At 58.2% G+C, this 24,730-nt stretch carries 26 protein-coding genes; 9 read left to right on the top strand and 17 right to left on the bottom strand.

Annotated elements, in window-relative coordinates:
* Window positions 1-221: 221 nt before the first annotated feature.
* Window positions 222-1,478: a P-loop NTPase gene (locus C443_RS16325; protein WP_005537743.1), complete on the top strand. Its 1,257-nt coding sequence runs from the start codon at window positions 222-224 to the stop codon at window positions 1,476-1,478.
* Here the strand turns inward: C443_RS16325 and C443_RS16320 are convergent.
* Genes C443_RS16320 through trpC form a run of 4 tightly spaced genes read right to left on the bottom strand, consistent with a single transcriptional unit; the run spans window position 1,475 to window position 5,260 of the window.
* Entirely contained in the window at window positions 1,475-2,278 is an 804-nt protein-coding gene (locus C443_RS16320; RefSeq protein WP_005537742.1) for a 2-amino-3,7-dideoxy-D-threo-hept-6-ulosonate synthase, read from the bottom strand. The two genes, C443_RS16325 and C443_RS16320, sit on opposite strands and share 4 nt — an antisense overlap.
* Before the next feature lie 26 nt (window positions 2,279-2,304).
* Complete coding sequence (gene trpA, locus C443_RS16315; protein WP_005537741.1) at window positions 2,305-3,135, bottom strand: tryptophan synthase subunit alpha; 831 nt, start codon at window positions 3,133-3,135, stop codon at window positions 2,305-2,307.
* On the bottom strand, window positions 3,135-4,448 hold the full coding sequence (trpB, locus tag C443_RS16310) for a tryptophan synthase subunit beta (RefSeq protein WP_005537740.1): 1,314 nt from the start codon (window positions 4,446-4,448) through the stop codon (window positions 3,135-3,137). Before trpB ends, trpA begins: the two co-directional genes overlap by 1 nt.
* A complete protein-coding gene (gene trpC, locus C443_RS16305; protein WP_005537739.1) occupies window positions 4,445-5,260 on the bottom strand; it encodes an indole-3-glycerol phosphate synthase in 816 nt (271 codons plus the stop codon). Before trpC ends, trpB begins: the two co-directional genes overlap by 4 nt.
* Before the next feature lie 128 nt (window positions 5,261-5,388).
* On the opposite strand from trpC, the gene C443_RS16300 reads away from it, so the two are divergent.
* From C443_RS16300 to C443_RS16290, 3 genes are all read left to right on the top strand, one after another.
* Window positions 5,389-5,886, top strand: coding sequence for a GNAT family N-acetyltransferase (locus C443_RS16300; RefSeq protein WP_005537738.1), 498 nt, complete (start codon window positions 5,389-5,391; stop codon window positions 5,884-5,886).
* A gap of 92 nt (window positions 5,887-5,978) precedes the next feature.
* Window positions 5,979-7,166 (top strand): redox-regulated ATPase YchF, encoded by a 1,188-nt coding sequence (locus C443_RS16295; protein WP_005537737.1) that lies wholly within the window; start codon window positions 5,979-5,981, stop codon window positions 7,164-7,166.
* Between the two features lie 125 nt (window positions 7,167-7,291).
* The gene (locus tag C443_RS16290; protein WP_005537736.1) at window positions 7,292-8,932 is read left to right on the top strand and encodes a methyl-accepting chemotaxis protein; all 1,641 of its coding nucleotides are present in this window, start codon (window positions 7,292-7,294) and stop codon (window positions 8,930-8,932) included.
* Window positions 8,933-8,980: 48 nt separating this feature from the next.
* On the opposite strand, the gene C443_RS16285 is transcribed toward C443_RS16290, so the two are convergent.
* The 3 genes from C443_RS16285 to C443_RS16275 form a co-directional block, all read right to left on the bottom strand.
* Window positions 8,981-9,520: a hypothetical protein gene (locus C443_RS16285; protein WP_005537735.1), complete on the bottom strand. Its 540-nt coding sequence runs from the start codon at window positions 9,518-9,520 to the stop codon at window positions 8,981-8,983.
* A 105-nt stretch (window positions 9,521-9,625) separates the two neighbouring features.
* On the bottom strand, window positions 9,626-10,225 hold the full coding sequence (locus tag C443_RS16280; RefSeq protein ID WP_005537734.1) for a hypothetical protein: 600 nt from the start codon (window positions 10,223-10,225) through the stop codon (window positions 9,626-9,628).
* Complete coding sequence (locus C443_RS16275; protein ID WP_005537733.1) at window positions 10,222-10,878, bottom strand: DsbA family protein; 657 nt, start codon at window positions 10,876-10,878, stop codon at window positions 10,222-10,224. Before C443_RS16275 ends, C443_RS16280 begins: the two co-directional genes overlap by 4 nt.
* 412 nt (window positions 10,879-11,290) lie before the next feature.
* Here C443_RS16275 and C443_RS16270 point away from each other — a divergent pair, with 412 nt between their 5' ends.
* Window positions 11,291-11,737 (top strand): hypothetical protein, encoded by a 447-nt coding sequence (locus tag C443_RS16270; protein ID WP_005537732.1) that lies wholly within the window; start codon window positions 11,291-11,293, stop codon window positions 11,735-11,737.
* A gap of 142 nt (window positions 11,738-11,879) precedes the next feature.
* Here C443_RS16270 and C443_RS16265 read toward each other — a convergent pair whose 3' ends face one another.
* Both C443_RS16265 and C443_RS16260 read right to left on the bottom strand, forming a co-directional pair.
* Window positions 11,880-12,335: a hypothetical protein gene (locus C443_RS16265; protein ID WP_005537731.1), complete on the bottom strand. Its 456-nt coding sequence runs from the start codon at window positions 12,333-12,335 to the stop codon at window positions 11,880-11,882.
* Window positions 12,336-12,362: 27 nt separating this feature from the next.
* Window positions 12,363-12,917, bottom strand: a complete 555-nt coding sequence (locus C443_RS16260) for a hypothetical protein (protein WP_005537730.1) — start codon at window positions 12,915-12,917, stop codon at window positions 12,363-12,365.
* Between the two features lie 131 nt (window positions 12,918-13,048).
* Between C443_RS16260 and C443_RS16255 the strand changes: the two genes are divergently transcribed.
* The gene (locus tag C443_RS16255) at window positions 13,049-13,315 is read left to right on the top strand and encodes a MarR family transcriptional regulator (RefSeq protein WP_005537729.1); all 267 of its coding nucleotides are present in this window, start codon (window positions 13,049-13,051) and stop codon (window positions 13,313-13,315) included.
* 91 nt (window positions 13,316-13,406) lie between these two features.
* On the opposite strand, the gene C443_RS16250 is transcribed toward C443_RS16255, so the two are convergent.
* The 7 genes from C443_RS16250 to C443_RS16225 all read right to left on the bottom strand — a co-directional run bounded on the left by C443_RS16250 (window position 13,407) and on the right by C443_RS16225 (window position 18,925).
* Window positions 13,407-13,832: a hypothetical protein gene (locus C443_RS16250; protein ID WP_005537728.1), complete on the bottom strand. Its 426-nt coding sequence runs from the start codon at window positions 13,830-13,832 to the stop codon at window positions 13,407-13,409.
* Between the two features lie 204 nt (window positions 13,833-14,036).
* Window positions 14,037-15,269: a bifunctional DNA primase/polymerase gene (locus C443_RS16245; protein WP_160163361.1), complete on the bottom strand. Its 1,233-nt coding sequence runs from the start codon at window positions 15,267-15,269 to the stop codon at window positions 14,037-14,039.
* A gap of 115 nt (window positions 15,270-15,384) precedes the next feature.
* Window positions 15,385-15,531, bottom strand: coding sequence for a DUF7557 family protein (locus C443_RS21515; protein WP_160163360.1), 147 nt, complete (start codon window positions 15,529-15,531; stop codon window positions 15,385-15,387).
* Between the two features lie 45 nt (window positions 15,532-15,576).
* Window positions 15,577-16,281 carry a hypothetical protein gene (locus tag C443_RS16240; RefSeq protein WP_152423057.1) on the bottom strand — a complete coding sequence of 235 codons (705 nt, stop codon included), beginning with the start codon at window positions 16,279-16,281 and terminating at the stop codon, window positions 15,577-15,579.
* A 346-nt stretch (window positions 16,282-16,627) separates the two neighbouring features.
* Window positions 16,628-17,017 (bottom strand): hypothetical protein, encoded by a 390-nt coding sequence (locus C443_RS16235; RefSeq protein WP_049944104.1) that lies wholly within the window; start codon window positions 17,015-17,017, stop codon window positions 16,628-16,630.
* Window positions 17,018-17,462: 445 nt separating this feature from the next.
* Entirely contained in the window at window positions 17,463-18,395 is a 933-nt protein-coding gene (locus C443_RS16230; RefSeq protein ID WP_005537724.1) for a tyrosine-type recombinase/integrase, read from the bottom strand.
* Entirely contained in the window at window positions 18,392-18,925 is a 534-nt protein-coding gene (locus C443_RS16225; RefSeq protein ID WP_005537723.1) for a hypothetical protein, read from the bottom strand. The genes C443_RS16230 and C443_RS16225 overlap by 4 nt, the downstream gene beginning before the upstream one ends.
* Before the next feature lie 137 nt (window positions 18,926-19,062).
* Between C443_RS16225 and C443_RS16220 the strand changes: the two genes are divergently transcribed.
* Together C443_RS16220 and C443_RS16215 are read left to right on the top strand one after the other, a co-directional pair.
* The gene (locus C443_RS16220) at window positions 19,063-21,183 is read left to right on the top strand and encodes a DUF262 domain-containing protein (protein WP_005537722.1); all 2,121 of its coding nucleotides are present in this window, start codon (window positions 19,063-19,065) and stop codon (window positions 21,181-21,183) included.
* The gene (locus C443_RS16215; protein WP_005537721.1) at window positions 21,180-21,749 is read left to right on the top strand and encodes a hypothetical protein; all 570 of its coding nucleotides are present in this window, start codon (window positions 21,180-21,182) and stop codon (window positions 21,747-21,749) included. The genes C443_RS16220 and C443_RS16215 overlap by 4 nt, the downstream gene beginning before the upstream one ends.
* A 263-nt stretch (window positions 21,750-22,012) precedes the next feature.
* Here C443_RS16215 and C443_RS16210 read toward each other — a convergent pair whose 3' ends face one another.
* Window positions 22,013-23,074, bottom strand: coding sequence for a S66 family peptidase (locus C443_RS16210; RefSeq protein WP_005537720.1), 1,062 nt, complete (start codon window positions 23,072-23,074; stop codon window positions 22,013-22,015).
* 632 nt (window positions 23,075-23,706) lie between these two features.
* Here C443_RS16210 and C443_RS16205 point away from each other — a divergent pair.
* The gene (locus C443_RS16205; RefSeq protein WP_229727305.1) at window positions 23,707-24,726 is read left to right on the top strand and encodes a glycine betaine ABC transporter substrate-binding protein; all 1,020 of its coding nucleotides are present in this window, start codon (window positions 23,707-23,709) and stop codon (window positions 24,724-24,726) included.
* Window positions 24,727-24,730 lie beyond the last annotated feature (4 nt).

Here is a 24,730-nt window from a genome sequence, read left to right as displayed (position 1 = left end):
CGGCGGGGCTTGAACGTGGCGGAACCCGGGTCGGCCTGTCGAGTGGCGTACGAGGAAATCATACGCCCACAGCAGACGATATTAGCCGTATTTCCTGAAATTAGAATTTGGGGAATACAACACTTGTTATTTATTCCAAGTTATCGCAATTAAATGTTGGCCAGCAGACTTATCAATGAGCTTTACTAATAAAGTAGCCACATAATACGGTCCAGCTACGGATGGTTACTAACCACATCTACACAATCGCCGGGGCGAAAGGGGGGATCGGAAAGACGACGTCCAGCATCAACCTCGGCACACTGCTGGCGAAGGCCGGATACTCGACCGTCGTCGTGGAGATGGACCTCGCGATGGCGAACCTCGTCGACTTTCTCGATGTCGACATCGACACCGACGAGGACGCGACGTTTCACGACGTACTCGCCGGCGAGGCGGCAGTCACAGAGGCGATGTATGAGACTGACGCTGACCTGTCAATCGTGCCGAGCGGGACCACGCTCGAAGGGTACGCGAACACCGATCTCGACCGGCTACCCGGCATCGTCGAAACCCTCCGGTGGCACCACGACATCGTCCTGTTGGACACCCCGGCGGGACTGAGCGATGAGACGATTCAGCCGCTCAAGCTCGCCGACGACGTGTTGCTCATTTCGACGCCGCGCGTGGCATCGATACGGAACGTTTCGAACACCAAAGAACTCGCAGAGCGGGTCGGAGCGCCGGTTCGGGGCCTCATCCTCACGAAATCCGGGACGGGAGCGTCGCCGGGTGCCGATGAAATCGCGGAGTTCCTCGACGTCGAACTGCTCGGCCACGTCCCGGAGGACGACGCCGTCCCGCATTCCCAGGACAGTGGTACGCCCGTCGTCCGGAACGCGCCCAACAGCGGTGCCGCGATCGCCTACGAGCGGATTTCGGAGCAGCTCGTCGATACGGAGAAGGCGTCGACCGACACCACGGCAGATGCGGCCGGTTCGGGGAAGCCACCCGACTCGGACGACCCAGAACTGACGACCCGGCCAGCGGAACAGCCACCACAGCGGCACATCCCCGGGACGACGGACGGCGGCAAGACGGTCCACCCATCGGACGCAATCAGGGACAACAGCGATCCGACCGGTCCAGCACCAGCCAAGCAGGACAGGGCGGGCGAGCCGCCAGCGGAGGACGTAGCCGAATCGACCGATCTCGGTAAGCCAGCCACTTCGGAGGCGGACGCCGAAGACGAAGCCGAAACCACGTCAATAATCGACGGGACTGATCTGGTGGAAAGCGAATCAGCACTGGTCGACGGGCCGGAGCAGGATGCCGACGAGGCAGAGCGAGACGCCGGTGCGTCACGAGATTCCGATGGCTCGGAACAGGGATCCAGTGACTCGCCGTCGAACGCTCCCCGCGAGAGCGACGCGGATGCCAGCGACAGAGACGAAGCTAACGGTCTCGGCGAGAGAATGCGGTCGCTGTTTGGCTTTTAGGCCTCGACGGCCAGCCCGGCCTCGCGGAGCGCCTCCTCGGTGGTCGCATCGTCGTGGACGACAGCGGAGACAGCACGAGCGATCTTCTCCGGTTCGTCGTGCTGGAAAATAGAGCGGCCCATCGAAACGCCAGAGGCTCCGGCGTCCATCGTCCCGCGGACCATCCGGACGGTATCCTCGTCAGTCCCTTTCGAGCCGCCGGCGATGACCACCGGCAGCGACGTGGACTCGACGACGTGCTGGAACGTTTCGGCGGAGCCGGTGTAGCCGGTCTTGACGATGTCCGCGCCCAGTTCCTCCGCCAGTCGGACGGCGTGGCCGACGGACTGGTTGTAGTCCTCGTTCTCGGCGTCGATGTCGGGGCCGCGGGCGTAAGCCATCGCCAGCACCGGCAGGCCGTACTGGCTGGCTTCAGTCGTCAGTTCGGAGAGCTCTTCGATCTGTTCGGGTTCGTACTGACTGCCGACGTTGATGTGGAACGAGACAGCGTCGGCTCCGGCGCGGATGGCGTCTTCCACCGTCCCCGTGGTCCGCTTGTCCTGCTCGTCCGGTCCGATAGTAGTAGAGCCATTGAGATGCGTGATATAGCCCGCGTCGTTCTTGTTCGGATGGACGCGCCCGGCGATACCTCGCTGGGTGAGGACGGCGTCCGCGCCGCCGCTGGTGACCGCGTCGATAGTCGATTCGATGTCTTTGAGGCCCTTTACAGCCCCCATTGTGATGCCGTGGTCCATCGGGATGATGACGTATGTGTCGTCTGTCCCGATGCGTTCGAGTCGTGCGCGTTTTCCTGCAGTCATGTTATGAGACAGTGTGGCAAGTACGATTATGTGCGTTCCGGTTGCGGTCGTTCTGACGCCCCCCGGAGCGCGCCGTCTTTGAGTTCACGAGCCTTCGTTTCGAGGCGGTCGGCCACAGTATCGGTCGAATCGCCGTTCTCGTGGCCCTCAGCGACGATATCGACCAGTGCAGAGCCGACGATGACGCCGTCAGCGCCGGCAGACACGATGCGCTCGGCGTGGTCGCCTGTCTTGATGCCGAACCCGACAGCCTTGGGCACGTCCCAGTCCGAGAGCCGGGCCAACGACTCCTCGGTGGCGTCGTCCACGTCCTCTCGTGCGCCGGTGACACCCAGACGCGCCTGCACGTACACGTAGCCAGACACCTGTTCAAGCATCCGTTCGAGCCGGTCGCCCTTCGTCGTCGGCGCGACAATGAACACCAGATCGAGGCCGAACTCGTCACAGGCCGTCCGGAGCGGGCCGGCCTCCTCTCCGGGCAGGTCCGGGACGACGAGACCCTCAATGCCGACCGCGGCGGCCTTCTCGACGAACGGTCGCGGACCTTCGCCCCCGCCATACTGATAGATGAGATTGTAGTAGGTCATACACACCAGCGGCACGTCCACGTCGAGGTCCTCGACGAACTCGAAGAAGCGGTCGGGCGTCATTCCGGCTTCCAGCGAGCGGACGATGGCGTTCTGGATGGTCTTACCCTCCGCAATCGGCTCGGAAAACGGCAGGCCGAGTTCGATGGCATCCGCGCCGCCGCGGGCCAGCGCCTCGACGTATTCTAGTGACGCCTCGTAGTTCGGATCGCCGGCCGCGAGGTACGGGACGAAAGCGGGCTCGTCGGCGAACGCGCGTTCGAGTCCCATCAGAGGCCACCCCCGCCGACGCTGTCTCGCGGCTCATCGCCGCTCGACTGTGACGTGGGGCTTCGCCCCACGCTATCGAAGATAGACATGTCAGGCGCGATATCGAGGTCCCGCTTGCTGGTCTCCTCGATGGCTATTTCGAGGTCCTTGTCGCCGCGGCCGGAGACGTTGATGACAACGGAGTCACCGACTTCGTCGTGGTGCTCTTCGAGATAGCCGAAGGCATGGGCTGTCTCCAGGGCCGGGATGATACCCTCGTCTTGAGAGAGGCGGTGGAACGCCTCCAGCGCGGCGTCGTCATCGACGTTGACCGGCGTAACCCGGTCCTCGTCGACGAGGTGGGCGAGTTCCGGGCCGACACCGGCGTAGTCCAGCCCCGACGAAACGGAGTGGGATTCCATGATCTGGCCGTCGGAGTCCTGCAGGAGCTTCGTGCGCGCGCCGTGAAGAACACCCTCATCGCCGGTCGAAAGGGTGGCGGAGTTCGGTGCCACGCCTTCCTCCTCATCGACCTGCAGCGAGGAGCCGCCGGCCTCGACGGCGTAGAGGTCGACGCCAGTGTCCTCGATGAAGTGCGCGAACGTCCCCATCGTGTTCGAGCCGCCGCCGGCACACGCCAGCACGGTATCTGGCAGCCCACCAGTCTTTTCGATTGCCTGTTCGCGGGCCTCCTCGGAGATGACTGCCTGAAAGTCACGCACCATCTTCGGGAACGGGTGCGGACCGACAATGCTTCCGATGACGTAGTGGGTGTTCTCGACGGTAGTCGCCCACTCGCGCATCGTCTCAGAGATCGCTTCCTTGAGCGTGCCCCGGCCAACGGTCACGGGGACGACCTCCGAGCCGTTTATTTTCATCCGGAAGACGTTGGGGCGCTGTCGCGCGATGTCGGTCTCGCCCATGTAGATCTCACAGGGCATGTCTAAGTGAGCTGCCGCCATCGCCGTCGCCGTGCCGTGCTGTCCGGCTCCAGTCTCGGCAATAATCCGCTCCTTGCCCATGTACTTCGCCAGCAAGACCTGCCCGAGCGCGTTGTTGAGCTTGTGTGCGCCGCCGTGGAGCAGGTCCTCGCGCTTGAGGTACACGTCCGTGTCGTACCGGGCCGAGAGCTGGTCCGCGTACTGGAGCGGCGTTGGTCGGCCGCCAAAGTCGGCGAGCCGCTCCCGGAACTCGTCCATGAAGCCATCCTCGTTTTCGAGCACGTACCGCTGGTAGGCGTCGGTCAGCTCTTCGATAGCTGGCATCAGCGCCTCTGGCACGTACTGTCCACCGTACTCGCCGAACTTGGGGTCGTGTGCGTCGTCAGTACTCATGTGTCTGTAGTTGTTGTCTCAGCTGCATCAGTGTTCGCGCGTGTCAGTCGCCGCGTGTTCGCTTCCACGTCCGTCGCCGCGTCGTGGTCCATGATCGCCGAGCCGATCAGCAGGGCGTCCGCACCGGCGTCGCGCATCCGCGTGACGTCGTCCGCTGTCTGTATACCACTTTCAGCAATGAGTGTGACGCCCTCTGGAACGTCTGGCGCGACGGCTTCGAACGTACCGAGGTCGACCGCCAGCTCGCCGAGGTCGCGGTTGTTGACGCCGATGATGTCTGCGTCAGCGGCGAGCGCTTTCTCGACCTCCGCCGCGGTGTGAGTCTCGACGAGGACTTGGAAACCACGCTCGCGCGCGGCCGTGAGGAGATCAGCGAGGTCGTCGGTCCCGTCGGCTTCGAGAAAGCGGACGATGAGCAGTATCACGTCCGCTTCGACGACATCCAGCTGTGCCTCGTGAAGGATGAAGTCCTTCCGCAGGACGGGCACGTCGACAGCGTCCCGCACAGCTTCGAGTGTCGCCGCCGACCCGCCGAAGTGATCCGGCTCCGTCAGCACCGAGAGTGCCGCCGCACCGCCCTCGACCATCTGTCGGGCGAGGGCGACCGGGTCGTCGGTCCGCTCGCCGTCTGCGGTCGGACTCGTCGGCTTGATTTCGGCGACGACCGGCGTCCGCCCGTCGACCGCCGCCGCGTCGAAGGCATCGGGCAGCGAGCGGGGCGTCACCGATACCCGGTCTCCGCTGCCACCGCGCTCCCGCGCCGCGTCGAGAATCGATTGAACCGCTGGTGCTATCTCCTCACTGTCGTCCATTACTGAACACTAACGTACAGAAGTGTACATAAGAGTTGTCCTATTCTCTCGGGGAGCAGAATACAAGCGAACCGGCAGGCTGTCAACCATGGCACACTTCTATACTCTTCCGCGTTAACTGTTCACACATGTCGTTCCAGACAGCCATCCGACCGGCCGAATCGGTCGACATCGCGGATATCCGCCGGGTCGCCAGAGCCGCGTGGCACGCGGTATACGACGATATCCTCGGGAAAGAGACGGTGAACAGTCTCCTCAAGGAGGGGTATGCGCCGCCGCTGTTGGAGCAGATGATCGAACTTGAAGAAGTCGGCCTGTTCGTCTCTACAGCCGACGATGACGTAGTAGCGTACATGAGCTGTGGGATGACGGACGCGACCGGCTTCGGCGACCTCGACCTGTACGTCCATCCGGACTACTGGGGCGAAGGGATCGGGACGGAGCTGCTCCATCGGGGCGAACAGCACCTGCACGAACTTTCGGTGCGGAAGATTCGCGACGAAGTGCTGGCCGAGAACGAGGTCGGCAACGCGTTCTACCGCTCCCACTTCGAGACGGTCGGCGAGCGGACGACCGAGGTCGGTGGACAGCAACATCCGGTGAACGTCTACGAGCGACGACTGTAAACGCCATCCGGAATTCAACCGCGTGTGTGACTCACACGCTCTCGTAGCTCGTGTAACAGCGTTTAAGCCGCTGAAACCGCTTCGTCGGTGCAATGAGCTACAAGATCGGACTCGTCGGCAAGCCCTCTGTCGGCAAGTCTACGTTTTTCAATGCGGCGACGATGAACGATGTGCCGGAGGGCGCGTACCCGTTCACCACAATCGATCCCTCGATGGGCGAAGCGTACGTCCGCGTCGACTGTGCGGCCCCGGAGTTCGACCACACCTGCACGCCGAATCACGGCTACTGTACAGAGGGTGTCCGGTTCGTCCCGACCAAGCTCGTCGACGTGGCCGGCCTCGTCCCCGGCGCACACGAGGGGAAAGGGCTGGGGAACCAGTTCCTCACGGATCTTAACGAAGCCGACGTGCTCGTCCACGTCGTCGACTTCACCGGCGAAACGGACCTGGAGGGCGAACCCACCGAGGACCACGACCCGCGCGAGGACATCGACTTCCTCGAAGACGAACTGGACATGTGGTATCTCGACATCCTCGAGAAGGGCATCGAGCGCTACCGCTCGGGCTACCACGGCGAGGACAAGGCCATCGAAGACGACCTTGCCGAGCAGATGTCGGCGTTCAAGATCAACGCCGACGAGATCAAACAGGTCGTGCTCGCGCTGGACCTGGAACTCGACCCCGACGCCTGGGACGACGAGGACAGGGAGGCACTCGCCCGGGAGATCCGCATCCGGACCAAGCCGATGCTCATCGCGGCGAACAAGATGGATACCCCGGAAGCACAGGCGAACTGGGAGACCGTCACTGAGGACCCGGAGTACGAACACCTCACGTTCGTGCCCGTCTCGGCCCATGCTGAGAAGGCGCTGAAAAACGGCAACGAGCAGGGCGTGCTTGACTACCGACCGGGCGACGAGGACTTCACCGTGACGGCGGACCTGCCCGAAGAGAAGGCTGCGGGGCTGGAGCAGATCCGGGACTTCGTTACGGAGTTCGGCGGCACGGGCGTCCAGCAGGCCCTCGAAACCGCGCTGTTCGAGGAACTGGAGGCTATCGCGGTGTTCCCCGGCGCTCGCAAGCCACAGGAGGACGGGACCTTCCTGCAGGACTGTTTTGTCCTCCCCGATGGGTCGACCGCCGAGGACTTCGCATACTTCTTGCACACCGACATCGGCGAGGGGTTCCTCCACGCGCATGACGTGCGCACTGAGCGACAGATCGGTGCTGACACCGAACTCGATCACCGCGACGTCGTCGAAATTACGACAACGAACTGATACTGTAAGATTCACCGCTGATACTCTGGGGGTGCGATTTTTTAAACGCCGGTGTGAATTTTTCACATGCACCTCATACGACCCCGTTCCGTTATCTATTTGACAGCAGCGCCGGGGCGATTTCGATGACGACGACGGATGATTCGACGGGCCCGCTTGGCCGACTCATGCTTGCGGTCGGCACTGTGCCGATGACGATCGAACCGTACCTGCCGACGCCGCTCCGTCGGACGTTCAGCGCCCGTGTCTTCCTGCTGGCAGCAATGTCGATTGTGGGCGCACCAGCGCTAGCGATCGTGCTGTTTTCCTCCGTGACAGCCGCTGCGGTGTTCATCGGGTTCGTCGTCGCCGTGACCGGTTTTCTGGGCTACTGTGAGATGTATCGCGCAATAATCGAGATCAACCGAAAGGCGACGGCAGTCGACAACGGCCAGTACGACATCGACTTCGGCGTCGACCGGATCGACGAGGTCGGAGACGCGTACACGAAACTCGAACGGGCCGCGACCTCGCTCGGCCAGACCATCCAGGAGGCAAACGAAGCACAGGAACGCGCCGAGGAAGCGCGCGAAGCAGCCGAGGAGGCCCGTGAAACCGCGGAGTCTGAGCGCAGCGAGATGGAGGCGCTGAGCAGCCACCTCGAACTGAAAGCGACACAGTACCGAACAGCACTCGACGACGCAGCCGCCGGCGATCTGACTGCCCGCGTCGATACTGACAGCATCAGTGACGCCATGGCGGCTGTCGGGACGGCGATTAACGAGACGCTGGCTGCCTTGGAGACAGCCATCGGCAGCGGCCAGTCGACCTCGACACGTATCGCCACTGGGAGTGAAACCGTATTGACCGACGGCCAGCAGGTCCGTGACGAGACACAGTCCGTGGCCGACACAGCATCCGACATCGCAGACGGGGCAGAAACCCAGCGCCAGCAGCTAGACGACGCGGCGAGCGAACTCAGTGACCTCTCGGCGACCGTCGAGGAGATGGCGTCGTCCGTCGCCGAAATCGCCGATCAGAGCAACACTGCCGCGGACCTCGGCCGAGACGCCCAGCGGTCCTCGTCGGAAGCCCAGAGCGCCGTCGACGAGATCCGACACTACTCGACGAGCGCCGCGAGCGAGGTCAAGCAACTCGACGATATCGCCGAAGACATGGCCGAGATCGTCGAAGTCATCGACGGTATCGCCGAGGAAACGAATATGCTGGCCCTGAACGCCTCCATCGAAGCCGCCCGTGCCGGCCAGGCGGGCTCGGGCTTTGCCGTCGTCGCGGACGAAATCAAACAGCTTGCGACCGAGACACAGGCCGCCACCGGCGACGTGGAGGACCTCATCGGCTCGCTGCGATCACAGGTCGGCACGTCCGTCGACGCCATGGAGACGATGGAAGACGCTGTCGACCGCGGCAGCAACACTATCTCCGAGACGATTACGACGCTCGAAGACGTGGTCGACGCCACTGTCGATGTCAACGGCGGCATTCAGGAGATCGACCGGGCGACCGACCAGCAGGCGACCAGCGCACAGGAAGTCGTGCGGATAATCGACGACATTAACGATATCGCCGGGGAAACCGCGACCGACGCCCGTGAGATGGCGACGACGGTGGATCAGCAGGGCCAGACCGTTGCCGGGATGGTCGACTCGGTGGAGCGGTTCGCTGACGACGCCGACACGCTCAACGACGAACTCTCACAGTTCGAGACCAGCGGAACCGACGGTGTGGATGCGCCGGCTGGCACCGAGTCCGCGATGAGCGACTGAGACGTGCCGGGTACTGGCTCTCGCGCTGTCGTCCAACAGGCAGCACGGCTACAGCAAGAGGTGAGCCAGCAGGGCAATGATGGCGACTTTCTTGACGAGGATGACGCCGATAATCAGTTGCGTCGTCGATAGCCCCCGGACGCGTTCGATGCCCCGCCGGACGAACGCGGGCGACTGCGCCAGTTCATTTACCAGCAACCGCCACTCCGCACGGAACGTCTCGGCCGCCGATCCCTCGCCATCGGTGTAGGCGGCCTCCGGCCGCGGGAGCCACTGGGAGCCGGTGTATTCGAGTTCGACCAGTGATCCCTCGAGATGACTGGCCTGCTCGAACTGCAGGCCGGTCGCTTCACAGAGCCGCTCGACCTTGGCGATGTCGCGGTCGCTGTCAAGGTCGTAGCGCCGCTGTATCGTCTCGGTCGCCCAGTCGAACTGAAACCGACAGACGAGTTTGCTCTCGCCGACCCACACGTCGACGACCTCGGCCAGTTCGACCGTGTCGGCCGTTTCTTTCCGCTTTCGCTGGAGGTGTTCGTACTCGGTGGGGGACTCCATCGAGGCCGTCACCTGGGTCTCCGTCTCGGGCATACCTTCTCGACACGAGTGTTTGGCTGACGACACTATACGTTTTCTCCCGCTGGAACGGCTGGGACTACGTGACCGTGGCGAAACGAAGACCCGCCACCGACAGAGTCAGAAGTCGACCGGACACCCATTGATCTCACCGCCACGCATCCCCTCGGCGAGCCAGTAAATGGAGAGAGTCAACACCACGAGCGCAAGCAACGCGAATTCCAGCCCGTCAAGCGGTAGAAACAACAGCGAGGTCGAGACGCCGAGCAGTGACAGCAGCCCCAGCAGCACCGCCGACCCACAGGCTGCACAGCCCGCGCCGAGCGTTCCAAGGACAACGCCCGCGACGCCCGCACCGCCTTGCTGGAGGTCGAGACCGTGTTCGCGGAAGTGGTACGTCACCAGACCGATGTCGACGCCGGTGAGGACAGCGACGACGAGTAGCAGGATTCCCTGTGCAGGGTTGAACGATGTGCCGATGAACGGGTACAGTTCAGCGAGCACGCGCAGTCGGCTGGCAAGCGGGAGCGACCCACCGACCACGAGGTCAAGCACCAGCGGGACGTTCAGCGAGACGACGAACAGCGTCAGTGAGACGACTACGGCAATCACCGCGACCGCCGCATAGACCGGCAGCGTGAGCACGAGCCTGACCGTCCGACCCATGAGTCGCCAGTCGCCGCGCGTCGTCGGCAGTCGGAGCCCACGTGCGATGCTCATCCGTCACGCTCTCCCAGCGCCTCCGCGATGAGGTCGTAGCTGACGCTTCCGTTGACTTTCGTCACGAACTCGCCGTCCTCGAACAGCAGAATAATCGGCGTCGTCTCACCCAGTCCGGCGTCCTCGGCCGCCTGGATATCAGCCTGTACAGCGTCGTCGTGTGTCCGCTCCCGCGCGTCACGTGCGACCGCCTCGCCGTCTACCGCCGTCTCCTCGGTGAGAAACGTCGCTGTCCGGTCCAGAACGTTGTCCGGGTCGAACGACGACTGCTCGGCGAAGTAGTGATCGAACAGCGACCAGTACGCCTCGCTGTCACGGGCGAACGTCGACTCCAGCGCCTGCGTCGCTGGCTCACCCCAAGGATAGATGACAGGGTAGGTCCGGACGACGTACGCGCCTTTGCCTGCGTCCACGATGTTCTTCCGAATGTCCGGCAGCGTGTCCTCGTGGAAGCGGCGACACGTGGGACAAGAGGGGTCTTCGAACGCCAGAATGACGTGGCCGCCCAGTTCGCCGCGGCGGGGCTGGGCGTCGAGGTCGGCGGCCGCCGGGTGGCTGTCAACGGATTCGGCGCTGTCCGCCTCGCTACTGCAGCCTGCTACTGCGCCGACGACACCCACCCCGGAAAGCGTGAGAAAGCGTCGTCTGTTCATGTACGACTGGTTGACCCGCGTGGGTTTAGCGTTTGTTCTACTGTGTGGCCCCGATGAGTAACCGTCTTGTCGGCGGCGGCGGTATCATCCGGCGGCCGATGACGACGACCCACAGGGCCGAGCCGGGGTGACTCCCCGTTGATGACGAGCCCTATGAGTGCCGAGGCCAGCTTTCTATCCATACATTTCGGGAGAGAAGTGAACGGACGTCAGAGAATTACGTCTACTGCCTTCTGAGAGAGGACAGTTGTAATCAAAAGCTCGATAGAGTTCGCTCTGAGGTGTCACACAGGCACATCACTCACACCGGAATCTAACGCGGTTCAACATATCTTCCCAATTTTTAGCCTCTTCTGACGCACTGACAGTCATCCCAGTAGAATTATTTGAACACATATCACTACTAACCGATATGCAACGGAGGAAGTTCATACGAGCGGTTTCAGCAGGCTCAGCTGTGGTTATTGCTGGCTGTGCTGGCGAATCGGAACCTGATGTTGTGCTGGAGTATAACATCAAAGCAGACCAAGCGCCCGAGGAAATTCCTGAAGACATCCGGAAAAGCCGAAAGGAAGGCGGCCGTCTGGAAGAAGGAAGTAAGTGGGTAGTTGTTACCCTTGACGTAGCCGAGGGGACATTAGATATGCAGGACGTGTGGTTTCGGAGTCGAATTGAGACAGATGAGAGGTTCTACGACTTGGCACACGCTTCGGATGGGCTCTCAAGCGGAATTCAATCTCGCGGTGAAATCAAGCAAGGCGGCTCTGGAGTCGCTCTCTATCAGATACCGACTGGTACAGGTTCGTATTCGTGGAATCTTGAAGAAATGCGGCAAGACGTCGAAGCAAACGAAAATTAGTCAGATGGCTTTTCTAACGCCGGTGCATCTCACACGAGACGACGGACTACCTGTAGAATAGGTTGCGTTCTGAAAGCGCAATTTTCTGTTTCTCACGAACTTGGATTTTCGGAACGGCGTCCTCTGACAAGTTGCTACCTCGTTACGCTTCGTCGTGAACGGGCAGGTCACTAAGCACCTCAGAGTCGCAGTCGAACGGGTTCGGGAGTTCGTCGATGAAAGCCCGTACGAATCCCGTGGTTCCCGGTTCGACCATCACCTCTGCATCCGCGTGAACCGTCTCACCGTCTTCGTTCTCGTAGGTTGTGGGGACGAGCACGGGAACGCCCTCCTCAAGATATTCCTGCGAAACCTCGCGTAATGCGTCGCTCTCCGTGTCGAGGTTCCCGTTCGTGTCTACCGTCCCGACGACCTCACCCCGTTCGTGATTGAGTATCTCGACCTCTATGACCTCGTGCTCGTCGTCGGAGTCCTCCCCCTCACCAGCGTTTGCTACCCCCTCGGCCACGGCTCGCCCGAAATCCTCCTCCATCCACTCCGCTATCTCGGCGGCATCAGCGTCGGGGCCGGGACGCTCGGGCCGTTCGGGGTCATCCATACGTTGTATTATTTCTCCTGACAGTATTTAATCGCTGGAGTTCTTGTCCTTCTGGATATCGAGCACCCATAGCGCCCTGTCGAGCGTTCGGAGACTCACGTCGTACTCGTTGGCGAGCGTCCAACACGCACCGAGATACAGCAAGTATTCGTCAACAGTAGGGTCGTCTGAAAGCTCTTGTGCGAGGTATCCTGTTTCCTGTAGGACGTTCCATGCCCGTTCGTCGATAACAGTGAACCGGTCAGGGTTGATGAACAGGAGGATTGCTGAGGCTACCGGGACACCAATACCGGTGAGAGATGTGAGCGCCTCGACTTTCCGCCTGATGCTCGACTCGTGAACTGCCTCGTTAATTCGCGCTCGAATCTCCTCGTCCTCATTTTTATCGAGGTGTTTCAGCGTCGGCTTCGTGAACACCCGAACCTTCCATTCAATTATCCATTCCAAATCCTCATGCGTCCACTCGTCTTCCTCGAACGCAGTCGGTAACGATTCGAGCCGGGCGACCTCGTCCTCGTACATATCCTCTTCCTCAGCGTACAGTGGCTCCTGCTGTTCGAGTACGCGCCGGCCCAAGTCCATTACCTCAGCAGAACATCTCCATCAACTTAGCATTAACCACAAGAAATTGTGGTATTAGAACTAAATTCTAATGTCTACAACCACGTCTTGACACCCTCTGAAACAGTCAAACCCTGTATTTCAGATACTAAATGCGACCACGGGTTGACTGGATGACACAGGCTGACGAACGAGTACTCGAGTTTCTACACGAGAAATATATAGTCGCCTCTCCCAGCGTCATCGCTGCAAATATCGATTACACGCAGGAATACCTCTCTCGGCGGTGTCGGAGACTAACGGACGCAGGACTGTTACAACGGGTTGATGCTTCGAACTACCGGGTTACAGACCTCGGGGAGCGATTCCTCGCTGGCGAAGTCGATGCAGAAGACCTCGAATCCGACGAATCGGATTGATACATGACTGTCTCTCATCGTTGACTGAAGAGACTCGCACGAGAAGCGGGAGCAACAAGACGGACACTTCGATTACCAATATCACGGGCTGCTAACTGTTCTCGTCCTCGTTACTGTCTTTGTCAGGTTCGGGAAATTCTTCTCTCAAAACTTTTCGTCGCCAACTTTCACCTTGGTCAGAACCGCTAGCGGTTCCCGTCTGTTCAAGATCCAGGCTACGCCCGTCAGGAATTGAGTCCCCAGTATAGATTTCGTATATTGTCTCCCAGTTCGATTCAATTGTAGCCGTCGAGAGGTCAGCGACGGAGGCTATCTCGGTTTGTGCGATTTCAGCATCTACGTCTGGGAAGCGAGAGGCAACATAGACTGAGCAGGCAGCGATAGTTTTTGGAATTATACTTCCGATTTCAGAGGAAAGCCAGACAGTGTCGACTACGTCCAGTGACTTCCCATGGAGAGTATTATCCGCCTCCATTTCCTCCAGCATCTCTCGGGTTTGCTCGATTGGAGACTGCATGACGGGCCACTGTACCCAACAATAGAACCAGAGAATAAATATGTATCTCAAAGGGGATTCAGATAGCAAGGTGTGAGATGAATTATTAGCGTCACATTGGAGCGACGGAAGAACCGCGGGGTCTTTGACGCACCGCGCCTCCCTGACATTCGTGTTTCTCAATTAACACACCATCCAAGACATTATCCACAGTGTGGGGGTAGGTTAGATATTGTTTAGCTCCTCCTCAAACGTCGGGTAGTAGACGTATGGCTTCCCCGGCTGCATCGTATCCTTCTCTCGTGCGAGTATCTCGTGGTCACGTAGTTCTTCGAGCGCCTTCCGCGTCTGCTCTCGGCATACATCCACTTCTTCGTAGTTAGCAATTTCATCGACTGTCGCAGGGTACAATTCAAACGTAGCAGCGAGAACCTTATCCGACGTTACCTGACTCACTTCGGGTCGCGGGCCACGACCTGACCATGGCGGAGTGTAGGTGTCGTCGTAGTCAGGCAGTTCGCATGTGCTCACGCGATAGGCATCGTCATCACGCACGCGCCATTTCCGGGGTTCGTTCCAGTCCGTCGTCGGGTACTGTTCACAGGCGAGCGTCAGCAGTTTGCTGACGACCTCGGCGTTGCTCTCGAAGAACCAGCCGAGATGATACGCGAGTTCGGCTTCAGCCTGCGAGCGGTCGTCATAGCCTGCGTCAGAGTATCGCCCCTCCCAGAGTGCTTGGCGACGGTCATCCCCGAGGAACGCCCGCAGTCGTGTCTCGAGTTTCCCGAACGGTGCGGCTATGTCATCAAGACACGCCACATCCGATGAGTCGGTCGATACCGTGGTCGGAGGATTCGTTTGCTGCGTGGGTCGCTCTGGCAGTGCCGATGGAGAGATATGTGCGAGTGGCCTGTCGTCAAGGACCGCATAGCGTCCAGCGTCGTCGGCTGAACAGTCGTGCCACGATTTCGAACAGGCATCGAGTTCAGAACCGGGACCGACGACGTACTGTTTGGCAGCGCGAATTTCGCCCCACTCAGACTGATTGTTGCTGACTATGTCGTTGACTGCGTAGTACCTGTGCTCGCCTCCGTGTGGGGTTTCAACTGTGAACGTCGCGGGTAGCGCCTCGATGGAGTCTGGGACACCCTGGTTACCACTGTAATCGTCAATGTCCACGATAACAAGCCCGTCACCAGCCATCACCCCGTAGTTGCCGTCGAGTTCGTCAGCCGGGTATTGATGTGCGGAGTTTGTATGGTCAACGCGACTCTTTTTCGTCCCGTCGCATAGCGGTACGAACCGCTCTACGTCTAGTCCGGCTGCTGTTATCCGACTGCTGAGGACTGTCCGGGGTTCAGTCTGTGCAGTCAGCCCGTTGGCGGAGCTATGCGCCGTGCTGTCTTGGCTCGACAGATTTCTAGGGTCGGAGTCCGTATCGTGATTTGTCCGGGTCATTGTCTTGGAGTGCATGGCTCGGAAGCCCGCTGCCCGCAGGCTCGTCGTCCACACCGTCCCGCTTGTGCTCGCTTCGTCAGGTCACAGCGAGCGAGCACTGGAACGGGATTACGTGTTAGTCAACGACCACCTCGCCAGAGGCGGTTCGCTCGACGTGGTCGAGAATGCAATTCAGCAGGTCGTCGTAACTCTCGCCGCCGCGTTTGAGGGTACACAGACGGTCTTTCGTCGACTTGTCGAGAGCGACCGTCGTTCGGGACATACACTGTATAATTTATAGAGAGCAAAAAATAGACCTAGAGCGGCTTCAACGTCGCGTAAGCTCGTTTTTAGCTTCGCTATATTTTCCCAGCTCTCCGAGGACACGCTCGAACGCTGGCCCCTCTTCAGCAGTATCGCATGGCGCTATCGCGTCAGATATCGCCTCGTGCGACCTCCGCAGGAGTACATACCTGGTGAGAGCGGGATGGAGACGTACCTCGTCTCCATCTACCAAAAGAGGAATCATATATTCCAGTGAATTAATTACACGGTCAAAGAGAGTAGTATCAGCGTGAGAGTAAATCCCTTCGTATTTCGACTTCAGATTCTCCTTAGAGATAGTCTCCGGAACGAAATCGGAGGGAGTGTCATAGAAATCACGGGTGGAGACAATCAGTTCGATAGAACGACTCCCAGAGGGAGATGTTCTATTGAAATAATAGGTCCAAGACATATCACCTATAGTAACTTCAAGACTCAGAAGTTCTCCGTGATTGACGGCCAGTTGTAGGACTTCTCTGGCAAGTCCCGGAGTGCAGTCGTACCGGGCGCTAAGCACTTGGGCCAGCGTTTGGGTTGAGAGCGGGAGATTCTCTTTTCCGGCAGTCCGCTCAAATAATTCGGCCCAGTCAATCTGGACCCAAGGCTCTCGACCGAGCTTTTCTACTGTGCGTCCGTCGTCGGAGTGTATTTCACTCATTGCGGGCTCCTGTGGAGCCTTCCTACGAACTGCCATCACCGACTGAACCATCGAAGCTCCACGCAAATCAATCGGGGATTAAGGGTTCTGTACCTGACTGGCTAAAAACGGGTGCGTTTCTGGACCGAAAAGAGAAATTTTTGCTGGTATCCTGTCTTCGTCCCCGTTTTCAAATATATTATAACTTCAGTACGAAGTCAATCTCGACGCATCCAGCCATACCATAGTCAGTGGAAGTGGATTTAGATTGGGCAACAAGGCACGGTCGTAGCCCTCGGAGGCTGTGTACGGTACGTCATAATGAAGTATCGTACTAGTGCTCAGACAGGCCACGCAGCGAGAAGGAGAGTGTTCATCTCGACGGTCGATGTGATTTCGGAATCGAAGGGGCGGAGAGTCAGTCGGTAGCTTCTACGAGGACGATTTCGATGCTCGCCTCCGAGACGTTCTGGAAGGTAACGTAGTGCGTCCCAGTGCTCTGTAAGTCGACCTCAAACGTCTCCTGCGTCTCAACGCGGTCACTGAACAGCGATTCCCCCGCTTCGGCATCCGCTACGTCCACAACCACAGGCCCACCACGCTCTACGTCTACGGTAATCACGAGTCGCTGTCCCGCTTGCAAGTCGAACGGATACCGTTCCCGGTAGTACAGCGTCTCGTCAACGAGCGTCTCACGTTCCGGGGTCGGCGTTTCTGTTGGTGTGGGCGTCGTAGTTGCCTGTTCGTCGTTCGTACTGTCGTCGTCATTGCTGGAACACCCGGCGACTACGAGAACTCCGGCGCTCACAGCAGCACGAATGTATGTTCGTCGATGCATGGCGATTCAGCAGTCAATTTTCTGTCATCCTACCTGTGGTGTTAGACGATTTTGTTATAGCGAATCCCCTGACCGCAGAGCTGACAGCAGACTCGACGCTCTCGGGATTCGGGTGTTATTTGTCCCATCGTGGGGGCCGGGGCGACGAACGGGGAGAGCGTTGCGCGTATCGTCGCAGACTCGAAAGCAGGCACGGCGACGAGTGTGGATATCGGAGACTAGCAGGTATTGTGAGTACATCACGCAAAATTTTGCCGAAGGTCGTCCCACCAGAATCACCAGTTACCTCAGACCGAAGACGCTCGACGACTCTCTCGGTCCAGTGCTCAACTGATGGAAAACAGGGACCTGCCCTATCGACCGGCTTCACGACCGCGTCTCTTTGCGTCTCCCCGTATTGCTCTACGAGGCGAAGTTAGAGGTCGAGTGACTCGATGCACTCCAGATACGAGCGTTGGGCATCATACCTGTCAACACGAGTATATAAATCCATTGTGCGAGAATTTGAATCGCCCCTGATGTACTGCAATATGTGGTCGGGCATCTCGTTGTTGCGCATTAGCGTCGTGAATACCGTCCGAAACGTGTGAGGAGTGAATTTCTTGTGGAACCGCGTTTCGCCCTCATCCATCACGCCTGCTCTGACCGCAGCGTCACGAACGGCTCGCTGCACCTGCGTCGTCTGCATGCGATTGCCCTGAATGCTTAGGAACAGGTACTCGGAGTCGTTGTCCGGGCGAACGAGGCGATACCGCTTGATGGCGTGCTTCACCTCCTCGTCGACCGGGACGACCGTCTGACTGCCACCCTTGCGCTCACGGAGGCGAATGAATCCCTCGTCAAGCATCAAATCGTCCCGTTCGATTTCGAGCGCCTCCCGAATCCGGCAACCCGTCTTGGCGAGGATGACGGTAATCGCCTTGTTCCGCGGGTCGGCGATGTTATGGACGATGTTCTTCGCGTTCTCCCACGTCGCACAGTCGGGACGCTGGCGATACTTCTGCGGGATTTCTTCGAGGACGACCGCAGCGGGATTGCCGGTGATGTTCTCAAAGCGCGGGCGTTTCATCGCCCACCCGTAGAACGACGACAGCGATTCGAGGTATCTGCGCTTCGTGTTCTGTGAGAGGTCGCGGGCGGCGAGCTTCCCGACGTAGTCCTCGATGTGGCGCACTTCGACGTCTTCGGGCGCGAGGTCGGGGAACTCCTCGTGGAAGAACGATTTCAGCGTCCGAGAGTAAGCGTTGAGCGTCCGGCGACTGCGCCCCATCGCCTGCTTGCGCTCGATGAAGTCGTTGACCGCGGCGTGCTCGTTCTCGTAAATCTTCTCGCGGGTACTGCCCGTCATGCCTCGACCACCTCCGCGTCAGCGTCATCATGAGCGAGTCGCCAACCATACCCCTGCTTGTACTCGACCTTGCCCTCTTCCGCGAGGTCGAATAGTTGCTCCTCGACAGCGTCTTTGACGATACCCGTAAGAACGCCGCTCCCCGTCACATCCTTAAGGATGGTTTCGAACTCCTGGTAGCGGTCGGTGAGGAACGTGGTAACGAACTCCTCGTGTTCGATATCGATTTCACCGGGTTCGGAGTTACGAGCGTCTTCGAGGTCGTCCTGTAACTGCTCGACTTTGAGTTGCAGTTCTTCGACCTTCGACTCGTTCTGACTGTACGCAAGGAACCCCTCTTGACGAGCAGCGCGGGCCTCTTGTATCAGTTCATATAGGTACTTTGACCGACTCCCGTAGCCCTGCTCCTCGGCCTCTTCCATCCACTCCTCTGCGTGCTTACGACTCGGGTAGAGGGCGACATAAGTCGTTTCTTCGGACAGGCCGACCTCGTCCTCCCATTCGGTCTGCTGTGGCTCTTCGTCACTCATTCGTATCTCACAACAGACACTTACAACTGGACGGTCCTAGGCATTGTGGATAGATACGTCCCATGTGTTGACCGTGGCAATGCTGGCGAACTGATGCTGTCGTAAGAAATAACGGACAATCACCTGATGAGAGAAGTATGCAAACTCGTACCGAGACGCTTGCCTCCTTGTATCAGGATGGATTCTTCGATATACCGTCGTACCAACGCAGCTACTCGTGGGAGGAACCGCAGTTAGAAGACCTGATTGACGACCTTCGATATCTCCCCGAGGAGTCCAACCACTTCTTCGGGAACATCATCCTCGACAAGAAGGACGAGCAGTATCAAACAGACCGAGGCAGGCGCTTCGACGTGTATGACGTTGTTGACGGTCAACAGCGATTGACGACCGCGCTCATCCTCCTACACGTCGCCGCGCAGTTTGATGACGTGGTTGACGAGACGGTGTCGGAGGACAACCTGATATTCCCTGTTGACGAGCGCCCCCGGCTGATGCCGCAGGACCAGGACGGGGAGTTCTTCCGAGACAGCCTGTTCGGTACTGCGAGTTTAGAGTGCGAAACTCCGTCACAGGAGCGTCTCGAATACGCCAAGGAGTATTTCGAGTCAGAATTTGAAGACCTGCCTGTTCGAGAGATATCGGAGCGCCTGCGGTACGACTGCAAAATCAACGTCGTAGAGATAGACAGTGACTCTGAGGCAGCATCGATTTTCGAGAGCCTGAATGACCGGGGGAAACCGCTGTCGTCACTCGATAAAACCAAAAGCTTCCTGATGTATATGGACGACCGCTCCAGCAATCGGGGTGCTCTCGAAACCAAAATCAAGCAGCGTTTCGGGAGCATCTACCGCGAGCTGTTCGTCCTATCTAACGGGCATGACCGGGTGAGTGATTTCGACGAAGACAGCGTTCAACGGTTTCACTGGGGAATCTATGACGGGTACGACTCTGACGAGTACTTCAACAGTCTCGATACGCTCAAAGACAGACTTCGAGAGGGATACCGGAACGGCGAGTACGATGCCGTTCAGCAGGAGATTGATGAGTACACACAGAACCTTCGTGAAGCAGCATCAGTGTTTGCTGCGCTGTTCAATCCCTCGCAACGTCCTGATGAAGTCGAATTCGCACTAAACCGCTTGCTCTCACTTGGCAGGGTTGCGAACGTTCTTCCCGTCCTGATGGCGGCACAGATGGAGTACGGTGACGATGAACCCGATAAGATGGCGGATATCGTTCGAGCCTGCGAAACACTCGTCTTCCGCGTCTATGCAACCGATGGCAGGCGGGCTGATACGGGACGGGGGAAGTTAGTTCGCCTCGCTCATTCAATTCACTCAGACGACTCCTATTTGTTCGAGGACGTGCTCAGTCGTCTCGACTCTATTACTCGCATCTATACTGATGACGACCGGTTCGAGCGAAATCTTCGAGACCCTGAATTCTATGATTCAATGTCCAGCCAGGATATCCGGTATCTACTGCACCACTACGGAGAGCAACTCGGCGTCGATATGCATGAAGAGGCTCAGCCTGACCTCGAACGAATTCTCTCGACGGATTTCGAGGTCGAACATATTCTTGCTCGTGAACTTGATGAGGAGCACATCCCCGAAAACCTCCGGGAGGATTTCGAAGACAACATCCATCGACTGGGGAACCTCACGATTGCCAGTTCGTACTGGAACAAATCCCTATCCGACCTTCCGTTCACAGAAAAGAAAAATGCAGAAGGACGTAGAGAGAAAGAGTACAAATCATCCGTACTCCGAGTGCAACAGATATTAGCAACGTATGAGCAGTTCGGACGGGACGAAATCGAGGAGAGAGAACAACAAATAATCGACTTTGCGCTTGACGAATGGGGGATTGCGTCTGAGCCACAGCCGTCGGGTGGGTCGAGTACCGACGAAGGCTCTGATGATGTAGAATATGATAGTCTCCCAGACAGTTTCTTCAGGCGGTTAACGAACCGACAGGAGGCATTCATTCGGGTACTGCTCGAAGAGAATGATTGGATTGTGAATCAGGAAATACGGCAGCGGATGGAGAACGAATATGACCTCTCGTCGGGCGGAAGTCGAGCGGTTTCCGGCATCCTCTCAGGGTTCACTCGCAAATACAGCAATGGCTTCACATGGAATCTTGTTAATTACAGAACAACCGGAAGAGGGACTGAGTATCGACTGAATCCTGATTCAGGCTATATCGAGGAGTTGCGTGAACGACTCGTGCCCTCCACCGAGGAATCATGATTCAGACACAGATTGGCGAGCTAATTGTCGGGGCATACCTTCGGGTTATCAACGACTGCGAACTCGTCTCGTACAATCAACGGTCGAAAGAGGCGGGCAGACAGATGGAACTTGACGTGCTCGGAGTCAAGTCAACAAACGGGAAACAGACCGTCTATGCCTGCGAGGTGGTCACGCATATTCGAGGGGGATTATATTCTGGCACTCCAGATGAGGAAGGATGGTGGAGCAAATACGGAAATCCGAGTTATCAACATTCGCTCGAACGTATCTTCCACAAGTTCGAGGAGGACTACGACTTAGTCACCGGCGTTTTCGACGATGCTGAGGAGTACAAGTTTCAGTTCTGGTCGCCGTATGTGTCCGAGGGCCATCTAACCGAAGGTCTAGAAGAGTTGACGCAGCAGTTCGAGAGCGACTATGACGAGTCAGTTGAACTCATCATCAACGGCGAGTACACCAAACGGGTGAATGAACTCCGTGACCGGGCATCAGAAACGAAGAAGGGTTTCGATGAACCCGCGTTCCGCTTCTTCCAGATTCTGGAGCACATGCGGGAAGAGTAGCAAGAGAGAGTAACAGATTACGGATTGAGCGGCGTCTATAGCCGCGCTAAACACATTCACTATGGATAGATTGTGAGTCGTGAGTGCCGAGGCCAGCTTTCTGTTCACACATTTGCGAGGAGAAGTGAACGAACGCCAGAGAAACCAATCAAGGGATAGAGACTCTATCTGGCATCTAATCTCAGTTGTCATCTCGTGGCTAGTAGCTATCGAACCCCACTGCTAACAAGCGAGCGGCCGACAGGATTCTAACCTGCCGTGAATCAAGGAAAGCGAATGGATTTGGTTGCGGGTTCTATTTCGACCTCACCGCCGATTGGAATAGGACACGTCGGGTACGTGTGTCCGAACTCGCAATTGAAGACAACAGGTGCGTTCGGATTGTACGTTTCGAGGATGTCAGCAATCGTGTCGCGCTGGCGCTCTCGATATTCCGCCCGCCAGTCTCGTGGGTTCTCTTCAGCGTGTGAGCGGGCACAGGCGCGTCCGACAAGCATACCGTCGAATCGTTCGAGAAGACCCCGTTCGCCGAGTGCCCGGAGGTTCGCACCGACGACAGCCGGGTCAGGGATCAGTTCGCTCGTCTCCAACGCAAGCACAGTGCCATTCAGTGCCTTGGGAGCAGGCAGGTAGCGGTCGGTGAGGAACTGCTCAACGAGGACTGCATAACAGCCGCCCCAGATTCGACCCGAGACAGTCTCTTCACCACCACGCCAGATTCGGCCATCAGAGTGTTCGATTTCGCGCGTGGTTTTGACTGACTCCGGATCTTCCCAGTTGCCGGACTCATCAGTAAACACGTCCGCTTCGGTCCACTCGCCGACAGAATCCTCGAAAAGCGCACGCCGCAGGTACTCTTTGGTGTAGTCAAACATCTCGCCATCCATCGCGTATTCGAGCAGGGTAGAGCCGCCGTAGTACGAGATGATCCCGTGGTTCCAGAGAAACAGAGCCAGATTCGTGTTGTCTGAGTACCCGTAGAATCGAGTCGGGTATTCGCGGAGTACGTCCCCATCGAGATACGGGAGCATCGTGATCTGGTCGTGGCCTCCGATATTAGCGATCACGGCCGAGATGTCTGGGTCCCGGAAGGCGTTCATGACCTCTTCGGCGCGCGCCTCTGGATTGTCCGCAAGCCACTCCGGGTCGGCGGTCGCGGTCGGATACTCAACCGGATCAAGATCAAAAACCTCGCGCATTCGCTCAAGGCCGAGTTCGTAGATGAACCGTGCAGACTCGGGTGCGTTTGATGCCGGCGCAACAACCGCGACCTGATCACCGGGTTCGACAGGGGGTGGAGTAAGGAACTCAGGCACGGCTGGCATCTGTAGACCTGATTATATATTTTTTATCCAGCCATGTGCCATACTGTCAAGAGATATAGAGACTCACAGAGCAAGCACGAGTGTGAAGCTCGGCATCTCTTTGCAACTGTACGAATTGCACATCCAAAAGGTACCTCTCAGATTCACACAGCAGGCCTCCCACAAAAGCGGGTGAATGCAAGATATACGTCTTGAGATTGCACAGCACGTCCTCACAGAACGTAGAGAGGACGGCCTCACTACCTTCGGTCAGAGCCAGCGATGTTGGTCACTCAAACCTCAGAGAACAGACGAGAAGAGTAACAAGAGGGGGGAACGGATTACAGATCGAACGGCATCTATAGCCGCGCTAAACACAGCCACTATGGATAATCGTAAGTCGCGAGTACAGAGGCTCTTCTCCTCCTAGCTGTGATTGAGGACGATTCTCCGCAGGTAACTCTAGAGCTCAGTTGCCACCGACATGAGACGTATCTAGAACGACAGCCACTGTGACCACCTTCCTGTAGAACTGCTCTCTATGAGCATTTATCGGGATTAGAAGCTAAATTATACACGGTTTTATTGTTCTAGTATCACTGCTGATATTCTCGGCAACGGCTTTTTCCCGATCATTAGCTACAGATTGAGCAATGGAAGATGAAAGACAGCAGTCGTGGACTGGAAGCCGGCGGCGAGTGCTTGGAATGCTCGCGGCGGGCGGAGCGGCCACACTGGGTGGCTGTTCGAGTGGTGGAGACGCTGAATCAAGTACAGCCGAAGGTGGGAACGGAGCGGCCGGGTCAACCAACAGCTCCCAATCAGTCGTTGTCAGTTCGAAAGGATACACAGAGCAATTGAATCTTGGGTACATCGCCTATGAATTGCTCGCCAACAACACGGGTGTGAGTCTCGTAGATGAAACCGGCTTCGGTGGGAACGCTGCACACGCCGAGGCCTATCAGGCCGGCGACATCCACGCGTACTACGATTACATGGGGTCGCTGTGGGCTGCGCACCCGCCCCAGCACGACGAAGCGACCTTCGAGACGCCAGACGAGCAGTACACCGCGTTAAAGTCCGAGATGGAATCAGAACATCCGATTCGGATCCTTGACCGCGCAGACTGGCAGAACACGTGGGCCGTGTTCATCCGCGAGGACGCTATCGAAGGGACCAGTATCGAGACAATCAGTGACCTCGCCGGCTACGTCAACGACGGAAACTACGATATCCAACCGGCGTTTGGCGACGGATTCAGGGATCGTAGCGACGGTTTCGATGCCTTGCTCGAGTACTACGGATTTGAGAGCGAGCACGTGGAGCGCTGGGAGGCAGAACAGGAGTTCATCGAGGCGGCGTCGGCACAGGCGGCTGGCACGGCCGTCGACGAAGGCTACGCTGATCTCAGCTTCGGGTACAGCACCAGCGCGTGGCTCACAACCGTTGAAGATATCGTGTACCTCGATGACGACCGGAATTTCTGGCCGTTTTTCCACCCGGTCGGCGTCGTTCACGAGGACGTCGCAACGGAGGCCGTGGTGTCGGCACTGAACAAGATGCCGGACGCCATTCCCGACGCGAAAACGATGCAAGAGCTGAACAGTCACGCAACCGAGGTCGGCAGCCAGCAGGCGGTTGTTGAGCACCTCAAGGCCAACGACTTCATCTGAATCA

It is taken from the genome of Haloarcula argentinensis DSM 12282, assembly GCA_000336895.1.
Classification (GTDB): domain Archaea; phylum Halobacteriota; class Halobacteria; order Halobacteriales; family Haloarculaceae; genus Haloarcula; species Haloarcula argentinensis.
The sequence above is the reverse complement of the archived record's forward strand: the minus strand, read 5'-3'. Positions and strand labels throughout refer to the sequence as shown.

Bases quoted from the DNA above. Each gene is read 5' to 3' on its own strand.
- C443_RS16325 (WP_005537743.1), top strand. From the start codon at position 222: ATGGTTACTAACCACATCTACACAATCGCCGGGGCGAAAGGGGGGATC.
- C443_RS16320 (WP_005537742.1), bottom strand. From the start codon at position 2,278: ATGACTGCAGGAAAACGCGCACGACTCGAACGCATCGGGACAGACGAC.
- trpA (WP_005537741.1), bottom strand. From the start codon at position 3,135: ATGGGACTCGAACGCGCGTTCGCCGACGAGCCCGCTTTCGTCCCGTAC.
- trpB (WP_005537740.1), bottom strand. From the start codon at position 4,448: ATGAGTACTGACGACGCACACGACCCCAAGTTCGGCGAGTACGGTGGA.
- trpC (WP_005537739.1), bottom strand. From the start codon at position 5,260: ATGGACGACAGTGAGGAGATAGCACCAGCGGTTCAATCGATTCTCGAC.
- C443_RS16300 (WP_005537738.1), top strand. From the start codon at position 5,389: ATGTCGTTCCAGACAGCCATCCGACCGGCCGAATCGGTCGACATCGCG.
- C443_RS16295 (WP_005537737.1), top strand. From the start codon at position 5,979: ATGAGCTACAAGATCGGACTCGTCGGCAAGCCCTCTGTCGGCAAGTCT.
- C443_RS16290 (WP_005537736.1), top strand. From the start codon at position 7,292: ATGACGACGACGGATGATTCGACGGGCCCGCTTGGCCGACTCATGCTT.
- C443_RS16285 (WP_005537735.1), bottom strand. From the start codon at position 9,520: ATGCCCGAGACGGAGACCCAGGTGACGGCCTCGATGGAGTCCCCCACC.
- C443_RS16280 (WP_005537734.1), bottom strand. From the start codon at position 10,225: ATGAGCATCGCACGTGGGCTCCGACTGCCGACGACGCGCGGCGACTGG.
- C443_RS16275 (WP_005537733.1), bottom strand. From the start codon at position 10,878: ATGAACAGACGACGCTTTCTCACGCTTTCCGGGGTGGGTGTCGTCGGC.
- C443_RS16270 (WP_005537732.1), top strand. From the start codon at position 11,291: ATGCAACGGAGGAAGTTCATACGAGCGGTTTCAGCAGGCTCAGCTGTG.
- C443_RS16265 (WP_005537731.1), bottom strand. From the start codon at position 12,335: ATGGATGACCCCGAACGGCCCGAGCGTCCCGGCCCCGACGCTGATGCC.
- C443_RS16260 (WP_005537730.1), bottom strand. From the start codon at position 12,917: ATGGACTTGGGCCGGCGCGTACTCGAACAGCAGGAGCCACTGTACGCT.
- C443_RS16255 (WP_005537729.1), top strand. From the start codon at position 13,049: ATGCGACCACGGGTTGACTGGATGACACAGGCTGACGAACGAGTACTC.
- C443_RS16250 (WP_005537728.1), bottom strand. From the start codon at position 13,832: ATGCAGTCTCCAATCGAGCAAACCCGAGAGATGCTGGAGGAAATGGAG.
- C443_RS16245 (WP_160163361.1), bottom strand. From the start codon at position 15,269: ATGACCCGGACAAATCACGATACGGACTCCGACCCTAGAAATCTGTCG.
- C443_RS21515 (WP_160163360.1), bottom strand. From the start codon at position 15,531: ATGTCCCGAACGACGGTCGCTCTCGACAAGTCGACGAAAGACCGTCTG.
- C443_RS16240 (WP_152423057.1), bottom strand. From the start codon at position 16,281: ATGGTTCAGTCGGTGATGGCAGTTCGTAGGAAGGCTCCACAGGAGCCC.
- C443_RS16230 (WP_005537724.1), bottom strand. From the start codon at position 18,395: ATGACGGGCAGTACCCGCGAGAAGATTTACGAGAACGAGCACGCCGCG.
- C443_RS16225 (WP_005537723.1), bottom strand. From the start codon at position 18,925: ATGAGTGACGAAGAGCCACAGCAGACCGAATGGGAGGACGAGGTCGGC.
- C443_RS16220 (WP_005537722.1), top strand. From the start codon at position 19,063: ATGCAAACTCGTACCGAGACGCTTGCCTCCTTGTATCAGGATGGATTC.
- C443_RS16215 (WP_005537721.1), top strand. From the start codon at position 21,180: ATGATTCAGACACAGATTGGCGAGCTAATTGTCGGGGCATACCTTCGG.
- C443_RS16210 (WP_005537720.1), bottom strand. From the start codon at position 23,074: ATGCCAGCCGTGCCTGAGTTCCTTACTCCACCCCCTGTCGAACCCGGT.
- C443_RS16205 (WP_229727305.1), top strand. From the start codon at position 23,707: ATGGAAGATGAAAGACAGCAGTCGTGGACTGGAAGCCGGCGGCGAGTG.